At 51.7% G+C, this 16,250-nt stretch carries 10 protein-coding genes; 8 read left to right on the forward strand and 2 right to left on the reverse strand.

The window, feature by feature from the left end:
• Positions 1-33: 33 nt before the first annotated feature.
• Genes recC through recD form a run of 3 tightly spaced genes read left to right on the forward strand, consistent with a single transcriptional unit; the run spans position 34 to position 8,769 of the window.
• Positions 34-3,333 carry an exodeoxyribonuclease V subunit gamma gene (gene recC / locus Q0499_RS04315; RefSeq protein ID WP_299196637.1) on the forward strand — a complete coding sequence of 1,100 codons (3,300 nt, stop codon included), beginning with the start codon at positions 34-36 and terminating at the stop codon, positions 3,331-3,333.
• Complete coding sequence (gene recB / locus Q0499_RS04320) at positions 3,326-6,868, forward strand: exodeoxyribonuclease V subunit beta (RefSeq protein ID WP_299196639.1); 3,543 nt, start codon at positions 3,326-3,328, stop codon at positions 6,866-6,868. Before recC ends, recB begins: the two co-directional genes overlap by 8 nt.
• The gene (recD, locus tag Q0499_RS04325; protein ID WP_299196642.1) at positions 6,868-8,769 is read left to right on the forward strand and encodes an exodeoxyribonuclease V subunit alpha; all 1,902 of its coding nucleotides are present in this window, start codon (positions 6,868-6,870) and stop codon (positions 8,767-8,769) included. The genes recB and recD overlap by 1 nt, the downstream gene beginning before the upstream one ends.
• Before the next feature lie 48 nt (positions 8,770-8,817).
• On the opposite strand, the gene Q0499_RS04330 is transcribed toward recD, so the two are convergent.
• The gene (locus Q0499_RS04330; RefSeq protein WP_299196650.1) at positions 8,818-9,066 is read right to left on the reverse strand and encodes a GrxA family glutaredoxin; all 249 of its coding nucleotides are present in this window, start codon (positions 9,064-9,066) and stop codon (positions 8,818-8,820) included.
• A 152-nt stretch (positions 9,067-9,218) separates the two neighbouring features.
• Here Q0499_RS04330 and Q0499_RS04335 point away from each other — a divergent pair, with 152 nt between their 5' ends.
• Positions 9,219-9,701 carry a Crp/Fnr family transcriptional regulator gene (locus Q0499_RS04335; RefSeq protein ID WP_299196656.1) on the forward strand — a complete coding sequence of 161 codons (483 nt, stop codon included), beginning with the start codon at positions 9,219-9,221 and terminating at the stop codon, positions 9,699-9,701.
• Positions 9,702-9,807: 106 nt separating this feature from the next.
• Here the strand turns inward: Q0499_RS04335 and Q0499_RS04340 are convergent, their stop codons facing one another.
• Positions 9,808-10,398 carry a TIGR04211 family SH3 domain-containing protein gene (locus Q0499_RS04340; protein ID WP_299196659.1) on the reverse strand — a complete coding sequence of 197 codons (591 nt, stop codon included), beginning with the start codon at positions 10,396-10,398 and terminating at the stop codon, positions 9,808-9,810.
• A gap of 253 nt (positions 10,399-10,651) precedes the next feature.
• Here Q0499_RS04340 and Q0499_RS04345 point away from each other — a divergent pair, with 253 nt between their 5' ends.
• From Q0499_RS04345 to Q0499_RS04360, 4 genes are all read left to right on the forward strand, one after another.
• Complete coding sequence (locus tag Q0499_RS04345) at positions 10,652-11,029, forward strand: glutathione S-transferase N-terminal domain-containing protein (RefSeq protein ID WP_299196661.1); 378 nt, start codon at positions 10,652-10,654, stop codon at positions 11,027-11,029.
• Between the two features lie 128 nt (positions 11,030-11,157).
• Positions 11,158-13,131, forward strand: a complete 1,974-nt coding sequence (locus Q0499_RS04350; RefSeq protein WP_299196662.1) for a DNA topoisomerase III — start codon at positions 11,158-11,160, stop codon at positions 13,129-13,131.
• A 436-nt stretch (positions 13,132-13,567) separates the two neighbouring features.
• Entirely contained in the window at positions 13,568-15,121 is a 1,554-nt protein-coding gene (locus Q0499_RS04355; protein ID WP_299196673.1) for an ABC transporter substrate-binding protein, read from the forward strand.
• 156 nt (positions 15,122-15,277) lie between these two features.
• Positions 15,278-16,249 (forward strand): ABC transporter permease, encoded by a 972-nt coding sequence (locus Q0499_RS04360; protein ID WP_299196675.1) that lies wholly within the window; start codon positions 15,278-15,280, stop codon positions 16,247-16,249.
• The last annotated feature ends 1 nt before the right edge of the window (position 16,250 follow it).

Genomic DNA, 16,250 nt, shown 5'->3' on the forward strand with positions numbered 1-16,250 from the left:
CCGTAAAATCAAAGGATTAACAGGGCGGGCTGAATGTTTCAGATCTATCATTCCAATAAGCTTGATCTGCAAAAAGATCTGTTAGTACAGCTGATAAGTAACCATCCTCTGACCGATCCCTTCCAGCCGGAAACCATTCTGGTGCAAAGCCCCGGCATGGCCCAATGGCTGAAGCTGGAGCTGGCTGAAAAGCTACAGATCGCCGCGAATATGGATTTCCCCCTACCAGCCAGTTTTCTCTGGAGCAGCTTTACTACCGTGCTTAAAGATGTACCCATGCGGTCCGCTTTTAACAAAGAAGCGCTGACCTGGGGGTTGATGGAACTGTTACCTCAGCAGTTGAGCATGGCTGAGTTTGCCCCGTTGCAACGCTATCTTGAACAGGATGAAGGGCAATACAAGCTGTATCAACTGTGCGGTAAAATCGCAGATATCTTTGACCAGTATCTGGTATACCGGCCTGACTGGATTGCCAGTTGGGAAAACGGCGATGATCTGCCCGATATCACCCGCACACAGCCCTGGCAACCAATTCTCTGGCGCACCCTGCAACAGCATATTCTCGGCTTGGGGCTGTCTCACTGGCACCGGGGCAATATGTTCAACGGTTTCGTCGATGCCCTGAACGCCGGTCAGTTTGATCTCTCGCAGCTTCCTGCGCGGCTATTTGTTTTTGGTATCTCTGCATTGCCGCAAAACTTTGTTGAAGCCCTGCAGGCGCTTGGGCAGCGCATTGATGTTCACCTGATGGTGTGCAATCCCTGTCAGTATTATTGGGGTGATATTGTCGACCCCAAATACCTTGCCCGGCTTAATCAGCGCTGGTTATCCAAGCCCGGTATGAGTATTGATACGCTGTCAGAACAGTATCATAGCCACGGTAATCCTATTCTGTCGTCGATGGGTAAGCTGGGCCGGGATTACCTGCATCAGATACAGGATCTGGCGGCCCCGGAGATCGAGCTGTTTGAGGATTGCGGCCGGGCATCGCTGTTGCAATCGGTGCAGCAGGATATTCTCGAGCTTGAGGACCGCTCCGCTGATGGGGTGCTGGAACAGAGCCAGAAGCGAATCTTACCCGCCGCAGACCGCTCGCTGCAGCTGCACAGCGCTCACAGCCCGCTGCGTGAGGTTGAGGTGCTTTATGATCAGCTGCTGGCGATGCTGGATGAACAGCCGGATCTCTCTCCCCGGGATATCATCATTATGATGCCGGACGTGGCTGCCTACGCTCCCTACATTGAAGCGGTGTTTGGTAACGCGCCGTTTGAACGTTTCATTCCATTTTCAATCTCTGACCGGACACTGCAGCAGGAGAGCCCGTTGTTGCTGAGCTTTCTGCGCCTGTTGGGCTTGCCTGAAAGCCGGGTAACGGTATCCGAGGTGCTGGAAATTCTTGAAGTGCCTGCGGTGCTGCGGCAGTTCAATCTTGACGGTGACCGTTTTGAACGCATCTGCCGCTGGATTGATGCCTGTCAGATCCGCTGGGGCATTGATGCTGAACAGCGCGTGAAACAGGGCCTGCCAGGGTTTGAACAGAACAGCTGGCGGTTTGGTTTGCGGCGGATGCTGGCGGGATTTGCTATGGGACAGAGCGAATCGCTGTGGCATGGCATCGACCCTTACGCTGAAATCGAGGGGCTGGAAGCTGAAGATCTGGGGCAACTGGCAGAGTTTATTGAACTGCTGGAATTCTGTTGTGAACGATTACAGCAGGATAAGCCGGTCACCGAGTGGTTTGAGGTGATCAACGACATCCTGCAGCGTGCCTACCAGCCGGATGAGCAGGATGAGATTCTGCTCAGTCAGGTGCGCGAGGTATTAGAAAAGCTACAGCAACAACTCAGTGACAGCTGCTATCAGCAACCGCTCAGCTGGGCAATTATTCGTGACTATCTGACCGCTGAACTGGGCAACAGCCGCGCCAGCCAGCGCTTTATGATCGGTGCCGTTAACTTCTGTACCCTGATGCCGATGCGGTCTATCCCATTCAAGGTGGTCTGTCTGTTAGGGATGAATGATGGTGTCTATCCACGGGCGATAGCGCCAATGGGCTTTGACCTGATGGCGGAACATCCGCAACGGGGTGACCGTTCCCGTCGTGATGATGACCGCTATCTGTTTCTTGAAGCGCTGCTGTCTGCCAGGCAGACCCTCTATATCAGCTATATCGGTCGCAGCGTGCAGGACAACAGCCCTAAAGTGCCCTCGGTGCTGGTGAGCGAACTGCTTGAATACTGCCAGCAGAACTACTCTTTAGAGAACCCATCAGACAGCAGTGCTGATGCCGGTGATCTGAAGCAACAGCTGCTCACCCAGCACCCGCTTCAGCCCTTTAATGAACGTTATTTTTCCTCAGGCTCGCCACTGTTTAGTTATGCCGAAGAGTGGTTGCCGCTGCTACATCGCGAGGGCGACCCGGAACAGAGTTTTATGGTTCGACCGTTAGATGCTGAAGAGTTAACCGAGCTGGAACTCACTGAACTGCTGGCCTTCGCCCGCAATCCGGTGAAACATTTTTTCCAGCGGCGACTGAAGGTCTACTTCAATTTCACTGCGGTTGAGTTGCAGGATGAAGAGCCGTTCCAGATTGATGGTCTGAGTGCCTATCAATTGAAACAGCAGCTTCTCGATGCGGCGCTCAGCGAACAGCAGGAGAGCTTTTTTGAGCGCATTGTTGCCTCAGGACTCTTGCCGGTGGGTATTGCCGCTGAGTTACAAACCCGCAAATTGCGGCATGACTGTCAGGAGATGGCGGATAAGATCCGTCCGCATATTGATCAGCCTGGGCGTATTGAGTGTCAACTGAATATCGCCGGGATAATGTTGAGCGGTTGGCTCACCGGGCTGCACTCAAGTGGCCTGGTACGCTACCGGGCCGCCAATGCCAAGGGGCGGGACATCGTGCAGTTATGGCTGGAGCATCTGGTGCTCTGCGCCAGTGGCTATCCGCTGCAATCCTCTTTTTTTGGACTCAACGGCCGACATTGGTTTGATCCGTTAGAGCAGGGGCGGGCGCTGGATTATCTGCAGGAGTGGCTCAACGCCTACCGACAGGGGATGCGTGAGCCCTTGCCGCTACCGGCGGACACCGCCTGGATACTGGAATCGAAGACCCTGGACAAAGGTGAAGAGAGAGCGCTGCAAGAGGCACAGAAGTGCTTTAACCTCGATGCCTATACCCAGATGGGCGAATCCCGTGATCTCTATATTAACCGGGTCTATCCCGATTATAACGCGCTGGGGCCGCGATTCGTGGCGCTCGCAGAGTTGCTTTACCGGCCACAGGCCGAGGCGTTACAGCAGGGTGACGGGGAGAGTGAAGATGAGTGAAGTGCAGATTCTCGACCCGCTGCTTTTTCCACTATCGGGCCGCCGCCTGATCGAAGCCAGTGCCGGTACTGGTAAAACTTACACCATCACAGCGCTCTATCTGCGCCTGTTGCTCGGGCCTGATGGGCTTGAGTCAGCGTTGCGGGTTGATCAGATTCTGGTGGTGACTTTTACCGAAGCGGCCACCGAAGAGTTACGCGACCGGATTCGCAGCCGCATTCAGGACGCCTATCTGGTGTTCCGCGGGGCAGCGAGCAGCGATCCTTTTTTGCAGCAGTTACGCGATCAGCAGGATGACCTGCAACGTTCTGCCCGGCTACTTGAGTATGCTGGCCGGCAGATGGATGAAGCGGCCATTTTCACCATTCACGGTTTCTGCCAGCGGATGCTGCGTCAGCATGCGTTTGAAAGTGGCAGCCTGTTTGAAACTGAACTGATCACCGACACCGGTCCGTTACTGCGACAGGCGCTGCTGGATTGCTGGCGCGAGCTTATCTATCCGGCAGACAACGATCTGAGTGAAGCGATTCAGCAACTCTGGCCCGGCCCGGATAAACTGCAGTCTGAGCTACGACCACTGTTGGGAAAACCCGCTCTGCAACTGATTCCCCAGCTTGATACCGATAACCTGCAACAGCAGTGGCAGGAGAGTCAGGCCTGGCTGAGGGGTTTCCGGCAGCAGTGGCTTGATCACCTGGAACAGGCAGATGTCGATCTTGCTGAGCTGATTCAGGCCTCCGGGGTGAATAAAAACAGCTATCGCAAGACCTCTGTGCCCAACTGGCTGGCAGAGATCTATGCCTATGCCCGGGGTGAGCGCCGCACACTCCCTGAAACTGAGATCGCTAAGTTCTGTCCGGCACTGTTGGTAGAAAAAACGCCGGCCGGGAAACAGGTGCCGGAACACCCCTTATTTAATCTGTGTGAAGCATTTTTCGAGCACCGGCTGCCCCTGCGGGAGCTACTGCTGACCACTATTCGTCAGCAGGTTGAGCAGCGCTTTAACAAACTGAAGCAGGATTACCGGCTGCTGTCATTTGACGATCTTCTCAGTCAGCTGGACGCGGCGCTGCAACAGGATGGCAGTGGTTTGCTGGCTGAGGCGATTGGACGGCAGTTTCCGGTGGCGATGATCGATGAGTTTCAGGATACCGACCTGCTGCAGTACCGCATCTTCAGCACCCTCTATCCCGATAGTCCCGAGAGGGGCCTGTTTATGATCGGTGATCCGAAACAGGCGATCTATGGCTTTCGCGGAGCTGATATATTCACCTATATTAAAGCCCGTCGGGAGGTTACCGATCACTATACCCTGGAGGTCAACTGGCGCTCATCGAAAACGATGATAAGCGCGGTGAATGAGTTGTTTGCTAACAGTAGTTCACCCTTTATCTATAACGACGATATCCCCTTTCTGCCGGTAAAAGAGGCGGGCAAAGCGGATAAAACCCCCTTTACGCTCTATGGCAAAGCACCGGCTGCGCTGCAGTTCTGGTATTCCGGGGAGGATTTTGTCTCCCGGCAGGACTATCTGCAGCAGATGGCTGCCGCCTGTGCCTGTGATATTGACAGCAAATTACGGGCGGCCGCTGAAGGTCAGGCGCTGATTGGCGAACAGGTGCTGCAGGCAAATGATATCGCTATTCTGGTGCGCAACCGGGGGGAGGCGGCTGCAGTGATGGAGGCGCTGTCTGACAGAGGCATTCACAGTGTGTATCTGAGTGGACGTGACAGTGTCTTCAGCAGTCGCGAGGCGTTTGATCTGTTGCTGCTGCTGCAGGCGGTGGCAGAACCGCAGGATGAGAGTCGTCTGAGAGCCGCGCTGGCGACCTCGCTGCTTAACTATCCGGCCAGCTGGCTGGATCAGCTAAGCACCGATGAGCAGTTATGGGAGACCCTGGTCGCAGAGTTCAGCGATTACCGCGAAAAATGGTTGCAGCTGGGTGTGCTACCGATGCTGCGTCGCCTGATGCGCAGCCGTAAACTGGCTGAAACCCTGCAGCAACAACCTCAGGGGGAGCGCAGGCTTACCGATCTGCTGCATCTGGGTGAGATTCTGCAGCGTGCCAGCACCGAGCAGGAGGGCATCTCCGCGTTGCTTCGCTGGTACGGCGACCAACTGATGAATCCCAACGGCGAGAGCGATGAACAACGTTTACGTCTGGAAAGTGATTCAGGGCTGGTGACCGTGATTACGGTTCACAAAAGTAAGGGATTGGAATATCCGCTGGTGTTCCTGCCGTTTGCCTGCACTTTCGTCAAAGCCCGCGAGCCGCTTTTCCATGATGAGAATGATCGTCTCTGTTTCCATCTGGACCGCAAAGACCCGGATAGCCTGGCACAGGCCGAAAGGGAACGCCTGGCGGAAGATCTGCGACTGCTCTATGTGGCGCTGACCCGCTCGGTGTACGGCTGCTATATCGGCCTGGCGAGTATTGCCGATGGTCAGTCGCGTAAAAGTGGTTTACAGCGCACGGCACTGGGTTACCTGCTGCTCAATGGCGCAGACAGTGATGCCGATCTGCAGGCACAGCTGGATAAACTCTGCTCTGGCAAGACGATGCGTTTATCGCCTCCGCCGACGACTGATCAGCAACGTGGTCTGTTTGACCTGCCTGAGGCGGCTGCGCCGGTGTGTGTGGCGCGAAAATTTCAACGTCGGCTGCGGCGTGACTGGCGGATCTCCAGCTACTCTGCACTGGTCAGCCATCACAGCAGTGCACCTGCGTTGCCGGGGCTGGATCTGGAAGTGATCGATGAGAAAAACCAGCCTGAAACGGAGTTACTCGAAAGCACCGATGATATTTTCAGCTTTCCCAAAGGCGCACAGGCGGGCACCTTTCTGCATGAGCTGTTTGAGGTGATCGATTTTACCGATCATCGTACCGGTCTGGTTGAACTGTTAGAGCAGAAATGCCAGATCGCTGGCTATGAAACCCGCTGGATACCGGTACTGCAACAGTTGCTGGATGATGTGTTGTTTACCCCGTTGGGGGTGCCGGATGATACGGCGGATTACTTGCCACCGCGTCTGGCGGATATTGGCACGCGGCATCGGCTGGTGGAGATGGAGTTTATGCTGCCATCCAACGGGCTGGATGCCTCACGGCTGAATCAGATTATCCGCCAGTATGACCCACTGTCACAGCAGGCCGGAGCGCTCGAGTTTGATACCCTCAAAGGGATGCTGAAGGGATTTATCGATCTGGTGTTTGAATACCGGGGGCGCTATTACATTCTTGATTACAAATCGAACCATCTGGGCAATCAACCCGAACTGTATAGCGGCACTGCACTGGATAACGCCATGATAGAACATCGATATGATCTGCAGTACCAGTTGTATACTCTGGCGTTGCACCGGCTGCTGCAGAGCCGCTTACCCGATTATCGCTATGAAGATCACTTTGGCGGGGTGTTCTATCTGTTTTTGCGGGGGATGCGAGCGGGTTCGCCGGACAGCGGCGTATTCCATTGCCGACCCTCGATTGAGTTAGTCGAGCAGTTGGATCGCCTGTTCAGGGAGGGGCAGTAATGGAACTATTGCATCAGTTACGTCAGTTGCAGCTGATACGGCCGCTGGATCTGCAGTTTGCCCGCTTTATTCTCAGTGAAGAGCTGCGCGATCAAGCCGAGAGGCAGTTACAGAGTCAGACGGATGACGGTGAGCTATTAGCACTGCTGGCCGCGCTGGTGAGTTGGCAGTTAGGCCGCGGAGAGGTCTGCCTGTCGCTGGCGGGTGTTGCTGCTCTGCTCGACAGCTGGCCGACAACACTGCGGGAGAGGGCAGAGCGACTGTTGCGGGCGATGTCTGAATCCCGGGTGCTGAGCTATGCCGTGATCTCCGATGGCTGTTGTGAAACCCCACTGGTCTGCAGTAATGGTCGACTTTATCTCTACCGCTATTGGTATTACGAAACCGAAGTGGCTAATATTATTTTGACCCTGACAGCCCCGGTTGACACGGACCGTGCCGCGATCCGTGCGGGTCTGAAGCGACTATTTAACGCTCCTGACCCCGGCGAAACGGACTGGCAGCAGGTGGCGGTGGCGGTGGCGCTTAGCCGCCGTTTCAGCGTGATCAGCGGGGGGCCGGGAACCGGTAAAACAACCACGGTTGCGCGCTTGCTGAGTCTCTATGCCGAGCAGTTTAGTGTGCGGATGCAGCGCGCCCCTGTGATTCGCCTGGCCGCGCCTACCGGTAAAGCCGCCGCCCGGCTGAGTGAGTCGTTGCAAAGTGCACAGCAGGCCCTGAATGCCAGTGATGCGGTGCGAGCCATGCTCCCCGATCAGGCGGTGACGTTGCACCGTCTGCTGGGGCCACGGCCGGACAGTAAAAACTTCCGGCATAACCGTAATAACCCACTGCATCTTGATCTGCTGGTGGTTGATGAGGCCTCGATGATCGATCTGCCGATGATCTACCGGTTGCTGGATGCTCTGCCTGCTCATGCTCAGCTGGTGATGATCGGTGACCGGGATCAGTTGGCTTCGGTGGAGGCGGGCAGTGTGCTGGGCGATATCTGTGCCTGGCAGCAGCAGGAGGTCACCGGTGAACTCTGTTACAGCCAGGAGCAGTTAAATTACCTGCAAAATGTTTGCGATCTGCAGGATCCGCCATCTGCGCCCGGCAGTAATCCGGTTGCGGATGCGCTGGCGTTGCTACGAAAAAGTTACCGCTTTGATCAGCATAGCGGCATCGGTCAGCTGGCCCGGGCGGTTAATTGTGGTGACGGTGAGCAGGCGGCTCGTTTGTTGAGTGAGAACCTGGGTGATATCGGTTTTGTCCCGCTGTCAGAGAGTGGTTATCAACAGATGGTGACTGAGGTAGCCAACGGTTATGCAACCTATCTTCAATTAATGCACAATGGTGGCGAGCCGAAGCAGTTGCTGCTGGCGTTTAATCAGCTCCAGCTGTTGGCGGTGGTGCGTCAGGGCGTTTACGGTGTTGAGGGGCTGAATCTGGCGATAGAGGCGCAGTTACAGCGGCAAAAACTGATCACTGTTACCGGTGCATGGTATAGCGGTCGCCCGGTCATGATTACCCGCAATGACTACCAGTTGGGCCTCTATAACGGTGATATTGGCATTGCCGCTCCTGATGATAGGGGTAAGCTACGGGTCTGGTTTGAACTGTCGGATGGCGAGATCAAAGGCTTTCTTCCCGGACGACTGCCAGAGCACGAAACAGTCTACGCAATGACGGTGCATAAGAGTCAGGGGTCAGAGTTTGACCAGGTGGTGATGATACTGCCCGCGGAAGACAGTGCGTTACTCACCCGAGAGTTGATCTATACGGGCATCACCCGGGCGAAAACAAGGTTTGTGCTGCATGCGACAACCCATGCATTGATTAAAGGAAGTCAACGACGGACTGAAAGGGCCAGCGGTTTAAGCTGGCGTCTGTGGCAGTCTGCCGGGACTTGTCAGGGGTGAACTCGCGGGTTCTGTATTCGTCAGAACCAGAGAGTTCAGGAGAAAGGGTCAGGCGTTAGCTTCCTGAGCGTCTACAAAGGCTGCAAATTCAGTGAAACCGCCGATGTGTTCCTGGCCGTGGAAGATCTGAGGAACGGTATCAACCGGTTTACCGACCGTTTTCTCCAGGTCCTCTTTGGTGATGCCTTTCTCGTGGATATCGATATACAGATGATCCAGGTTTTTCATTTCACATAGTTGTTTGGCGCGGGTACAAAAGCCGCAACCTTTGCGACCAAATATAGTAATTCGTTGCATATATTGCTCTCCTTAAATCTGTTTGAATGTATTGAAACAGTTTACCAAGTTCAGTGCCAATTGCCTTTTTTAATGTTTTAGATAGACAGAGGTTATCGTTGGAGTATTCTTGGTTTAAAATGATACATACAAAGAGATGAACGGGTAACACTGTGCCAGAGAATATTCCGATCCACCGGCTGAGAGATATGCCGGTATTTGGTGGATTGCGTGAAGATATCGTCAAGTTGATACTTGAAGGTAGCCATTATGTTGAGCGTGAGGCAGGCGAACCGTTCTTTCTCGAGGGCGAACGGGGAGATTCTTCGTTTATCGTAGAGACGGGTAGTGCCGCCCTGTTTAAGGTGGGTGAGTCAGGCCATCAGCATCAGATACGCTCATTTTTGCCAGGCGAGTGTTTTGGTGCCATGGCTTTGCTGGGGGTTTATCCCCGTAGCGGCATCGTCAAAGCGCTGGAACCCTGCAGAGCGGTGGAGATCAAAGCGGATCAGCTGTTTTCAGTCTATCAGGCTGATCCTGAACAGTATGTGTTGATTTTCATGAACATGGCGCGTGATCTTAGCCGACGTCTCAGGGACACCGATGATCAGTTGGTAGTCTGTCTGGATGAACAACTGAAGATAACCCATCGTTAAGCTTAGTCGGGCTATATAGTGCGCTTTCCTGGTAGCCAGTTAAGCCGGTTGTGAAACAGGTTATAAATAAAAGGGGTGGCCTGATGCCACCCTTTTTTGTTGTCTGTTACCAGGTATCGTGGCGTTTTCTGCGTTTAGGCAGGTAGGGTATCATTAGTCCCAGCATTAAACCGCCAAATGCGACTAAACCGCCATAGGTAAACCACTTCATCAGATTGCTTTCATCCATACCATTAATGGTGCGGTTGAGGCTGACAATTTCCTCTTCCAGGGCGGCGACTTTTCCTGCATTGCCCGCGTTCTGGCCTGTAAGGCTTTGGTTATGCTGCTTCAGGGCCGCGATCTCTTCAGCCTGGGTAGCCAGATTGGCTTCATTCTGCTTCAGCTGATCCTCCAGTTTAGGAAAACGATCGGCCATGCTGGTGCCCGAGGATATTTTATCCGCTGGCATCCAGCCCACTTTGCCGCTTGGCGTTTTAATCTGGATGAAGTCGCTTTTCTCATTACGGCTGAGAACCGTCACGGGCGTACCGCTGCGTATTCTGCCGGTAATCCGGTACTCTGTCCCCGGGCCTCCGTGGTAGAAGGTATAAACATCGTCACTGACATAATTAGCGGCCGAGGCCGGAGCAGAGATAGCAATTGCGAAAAGACCGGCGACTAAAGTTTTTTTCGGGAGTCGATTTAACAAATTCATGTTGTTCCTGTTTGTATAGACGTTCAGCTTTCCCCCCCCTAAAACCGAAACCTGGTTTTCAGGTAAAGCTGGACAGGGTAGACCTGTAAGCGAAAGATAAGTTCAGCTAACTGTAGTAATAATTTCACATTATACAATCAAAGTGCTGAGCGTTAAGCCCTGTTTTTTTTAAGGAAATAATTTGTATAGGTGGTGATATACTATGGCACGAATTAACCGGTTGCCATCAGGCCCGAATTGAGGAGTTAGTGAAGTGGCATTTATTCGTTGGTTTCTGGGCAGGATTATCCTGCTGTTGAACTTTGTTTTCAGTCCCCGACCGTTTAAACGAGCGCCGGAGGAGCAGCGTGCACTGGATCTGCGTACGGCTAACCTGTCTCTGTATCAATATGAAGCTTGTCCTTTCTGCGTTAAGGTGCGCCGTGCTCTGCGCCGCAATAGCCTGAACATAGAACTGCGTGATGTAAAAAAAGTCGATCTTTATCGTCAGGAACTTTTGGAAGGTGGCGGTAGAATTAAAGTGCCTTGCCTGAGAATCGACGAGGCAGATGGCGAAGTGCGCTGGATGTATGAATCGTCTGACATTATTCACTATCTCGAACAGTCCTACGTGACCGCTCAGGCTGCCTGATAGCGCCTGTTTTGATAAATCAGATTAATGAAAAGAGCAGCCGTTAGCTGCTTTTTTTGTGCCCTTAACTGGCGTCGGGGGGGAAATTAAGATAACTTATCTGTATATTTAACCAGTATTTTGACAATATGATCCTATACATTGCAGAGAAGCCCAGCCTGGCCCGGGCGATCGCTGATGTTTTACCCAAACCCCATAAAAAACAGGACGGTTTTATTGAGCTGGGCAACGGCGATTGTGTCAGTTGGTGCCTGGGGCATCTGCTCGAACAGGCCGATCCTGCGGACTACAATCCTGATTTTAAGCCCTGGCGCTTTGAACGCCTGCCGATTATCCCCGACGAGTGGAAGTTAAAGCCTCGCAGCCAGACTCGCTCGCAACTGACGGTATTGCGCAAACTGATTCGCCAGTCGAAGCAGCTGGTACATGCGGGCGACCCCGATCGGGAAGGTCAACTGCTGGTGGATGAGGTGATTAACTATCTGGGGGCCAGTGAAACCAAGAAGCGAACCGCCCAGCGGCTGTTAATCAGTGACCTTAACCCTAAGGCGGTGAGCGCTGCACTGGGAAGTCTTAAATTGAATTCTGAATTTATACCGTTATCTGTGTCGGCTTTGGCGCGCTCCCGCGCGGACTGGATCTACGGCATTAATCTGACCCGGGCCTACAGTATTCAGGGGCGGAAGGCTGGCTATAACGGTGTGCTGTCGGTGGGTCGGGTGCAGACGCCACTGCTGGGTCTGGTAGTTCGTCGTGATAAAGAGATTGAGAACTTCGTGTCAAAACCGTTCTATGAAGTCCATGCGGTGATTGAGACAGAGGCTGGCGAGCGTTTTCAGGCGCGCTGGAAACCGAGCGAGAATTGTCAGCCCTATCAGGATGAAGAAGGGCGGGTGTTAAACCGTAAGCTGGCTGAGAATGTTATCTCAAGAATCAAGGGACAGCCGGCAGAGCTTGTCAAACTCACCGAGAAGCGTAAACGGGAAAATGCGCCGCTGCCTTTTAACCTTTCAGCGTTGCAGATAGAGGCCGCGAAACGTTTCGGTATGAGTGCTAAAGCCGTGCTCGACACCTGTCAGGCTCTCTACGAACGACATAAATTGCTCACCTATCCACGTTCTGACTGTCGCTATCTGCCAGAAGGCCATTTTGTGCAGGCTGCAGATGTGATGAATGCAATTACGTCTAATCAGCAGACACTGGCCGCGTTTCTGCCGCAGTTCGATATTGCTCGAAGATCATCGGCCTGGAATGACAAGAAAGTCAGTGCGCACCACGCGATCATCCCGACCACCCGGCAGGCTAATCTTGCCTCTCTGAGTCAACAGGAAAGCCAGATATATGACCTGGTAAGTCGTTATTATCTGGCCCAGTTTATGCCGCCTTACGAGTATGACGATACCCGGGTCGATCTGACTATCGCGGGCGGTCAGTTTATCGCTACGGCGCATCAGACGATTAATTCCGGCTGGAAACAGCTGCTGTCCTCCTCTGACGCGAAACATAGTTCGCTGCCGCAATTGTCAGAAGGGCAGCCGTTACGCTGCATCGAGGGGCTGCTGGAAGAGAAAAACACCCAACCACCCAAGTACTTCACCGATGCGACCTTGCTGGCAGCGATGACCGGGATCAGTCGCTATGTGACTGATCCTGAGATTCGCAAGGTGTTAAAAGAGACCGACGGACTGGGCACAGAAGCGACCCGGGCGGGTATTATCGAACTCCTGTTTACCCGTGGATTTTTTGCCAGAGAGGGGAAAACGATCCGTTCTACAACAGTGGGGCGTGCGTTGGTCGATTGTCTGCCTGAGAGCGCCACCACCCCGGATATGACAGCACTCTGGGAGTCGGAGCTGAGCAGAATCAGTCAGCAGGAAAGCAGCTACAACCACTTTATGCAGCCACTGACAGAGCGTCTGCACCAGTTGATTGCTCAGTCCGCTGCGGTCGTTATCCCTGATACGTTGAAAGCGTTGAGCCCTGCGCCTAAGAAACGGCGAACTAGCGGCAGCCGTAGTGCCACTTCCTCTAAAAAGCCTGCCGCTAAAAAAACGGCCAGTGGCAGAAAACGGACACCTGTCAGAAGTAAAAAGCCCACATAAAAAACGGTTTCGATATTCTGTCTGGAAGCGCTTAGTCAGACTTGACTGTCTGCTAAGTGCCAAATGGAATTAAAAAGTAGCCCTCAGAAAAATAGTAGTAGGGTATGTGGCTGGGAGTTTAATTCGCGCCAGTAATAGAATTTAAGTTAACGTGCCAGTGAGTTTATGATGCGGTGAAATGCTGAAATATTAAGCTTTTAAACGCTCCGCAAGATACCTTCAAAGCGATTTTTATTACATGCCTGTTTGTCATAGATGCTTTCAGGTTTATCAGTCTTTATTTCAACTTGTTGAAAAATATGGTTTTATTTTCCTATTTAAATTCTGTATAGGCTCACTTGTAATCTCAATAGGTATGTTGCTGTGGTTCCGGTAGTCTGGTTTTAGTCCGCATGACTAGAATTACCTTACCTAAAAACAAACAAGGGATACCGAGATGAAGAAGACCGCTTTGCTATTCGCAGGTGCAGCGCTTGCGTTAAATATAGCCAGTGTACAGGCTGCTACATTAAGAATGGCTTATGACGCCGACCCTGTTTCCCTTGATCCCTATGAGCAACTTTCCGGAGGGACATTACAGTTATCTCATATGACGTATGACCCGCTGGTACGCTGGGATAGAAATTTAGGTTTTGAGGCCCGTCTGGCTGAAAAATGGGAGCGTATTGACGAGAATACTATGCGTTTTCATCTGCGTAAGGGGGTTAAGTTCCATAGTGGTAATGAGCTATCAACAAAAGATGTTGTTTTTACTTTTCATCGCTTACAAGACTCACCGGACTTTAAGGGCGTCTTCGCGCCGTTTAAAGCCATTAATGTCATCGACGATTATACTTTTGACCTCGTGACTGAAAAGCCGTTCCCTCTGATTCTGAATAATATGACTTACCTATTCCCTATGGATAGCGTGTTCTTTTCAGGAGAAGACGCCAATGGTAAACCAAAGGATTTGCTGGTAAAGCATGGGGACTCTTTCGCGTCACGCACCATTTCTGGCACAGGCCCTTACACCGTTTCTTATCGTGAGCAGGGTGTTCGGGTTGAATTTGAACGTAACGCCGATTATTGGGATAAAAAGTCTCCAGGCAACGTCGATAAGATTGTTTTCACCCCAATCAAGGAAGCTCCTACCCGTGTAGCAGCGTTGTTGGCTGGTGATGTGGACTTTATTGCTCCGGTTCCACCCACGGATCACGAGCGCATTAAAAGTAATGATAATGTTGATTTAGTTACCATGGGTGGCACCCGTATTATTACATTCCAGATGAACCAGGAACGTAATGCTGCTTTTAAGGACGTTAGGGTACGCAAAGCGATTAACTATGCGATAAATCAGGAAGGTATTGTTAAGAAAATCATGAAAGGTTTTGCCACTCCCGGTGCTCAGTTCTCGCCACAAGGTTATTTAGGCCATAATCCAGCATTAGTTCCACGCTATGATTTGAAGAAAGCTAAAGAGTTAATGAAAGAAGCAGGATATAGTGAAGGCTTCAGCGCTACGATGATGGCACCTAATAACCGCTATGTGAATGATGAAAAAATTGCTCAGGCAGTAGTGTCTATGTTGGCAAAAATAAACATCAAAATTGATCTCAAAACGGTGCCAAAAGCTCAATACTGGCCTGCCTTTGATGAACGTGCTGCAGATATGATGATGATTGGCTGGCATTCAGATACCGAAGATACCAATAATTTCTTTGAGTTCTTATCCGCCTGTGCGAATAAAGATACAGGTGCAGGGCAATATAACAGTGGTAATTACTGTAACCCTGAAGTCGATGCGATGATGGCTGAGGCGAATGCGATTACTGACCCTGAAAAACGTGCCAGTATTATGCAAGCGATGGAAAAAGCAGTGTATGACGATGCTGGATTTGTACCACTTCATTGGCAGAATCTGAGCTGGGGTGCACGCAAAGGTGTTGACATAGAATCTATTGTGAATGTTCAGAACTTCCCCTATATCGGAGACCTCGTTATCGAAGAGTAGACTCCTCTGAGTTTAATCCCGCGTTATGCAATACCTGAATGCAATTTTGCACTCAGGTGTTGCGCGCAGCCTTTGGGGGAGTACTCCCCGTTAGAATAACAAGCTGATACCCTCTGACTTTGTAAATAGCATCGTCAAACTTTAAGGCTGATCATCATGATTGCGTTTTTTGTAAAACGATTTTTTCAAGCGGTTGTTGTTATGTTTGTCATCAGCCTCATTAGTTTCTCAATCCAGGACAATCTGGGAGATCCATTAAGAGAGTTGGTAGGGCAGGCAGTATCAGAAGAAGAGCGCCAGGCATTGCGGGATGAGATGGGATTAAATGATCCTTTTCTTGTGCAGTATGTTCGTTTTGCTAAGAAAGCCGTTCAGGGGGATCTGGGAGACTCCTACTTTTTTAAAAAACCTGCGTTTGAAGTCATTATGAACAAGTTGCCTGCAACACTGGAACTGGTGTTTGGCGCAACTGTTATTATCATTCTTTTTTCCGTACCTGTCGGTGTTTATTCCGCTATTAATCCCCAGAGCTGGTTTTCTAAAACAGTGATGGGATTAAGCATTATTGGTATCTCTATTCCCGTGTTTTTAACGGCGATCGGGTTGATCTATCTGTTTGCTATTGAATTGAACTGGTTACCTTCTTATGGCCGGGGTGAAACATCAACGGTGATGGGTTGGGAAACCGGGCTGTTAACAGTGGATGGTTTACAACACCTGATATTACCCAGCTGTACATTAGCGTCCATTATGTTGCCACTATTCATCCGTTTGATTCGGTCTGAAATGATGGAAGTGCTGCAATCTGAGTATGTGAAGTTTGCCTGGGCAAAAGGCATATCTCCACGACGTATCTATTTTGTGCACGCACTTAAAAATACTATGTTGCCGGTTATTACCGTCGGTGGTGTACAGATCGGTACGATGGTGGCGTACACCATTCTGACTGAAACTGTTTTTCAGTGGCCTGGCATGGGCTTTCTTTTTCTCGAGGCGGTAAACCGCGTCGATACACCATTGATTGTCGCTTATCTGATTGTGGTCGGGGCCATCTTTGTTGTTACCAATACACTGGTTGATCTTATCTACGGTCTGGTCAACCCAACAGTGAAGCTGGCAGGTAAATGAT

It is taken from the genome of uncultured Amphritea sp. (genome assembly GCF_937127095.1).
Lineage (GTDB): Bacteria > Pseudomonadota > Gammaproteobacteria > Pseudomonadales > Balneatricaceae > Amphritea.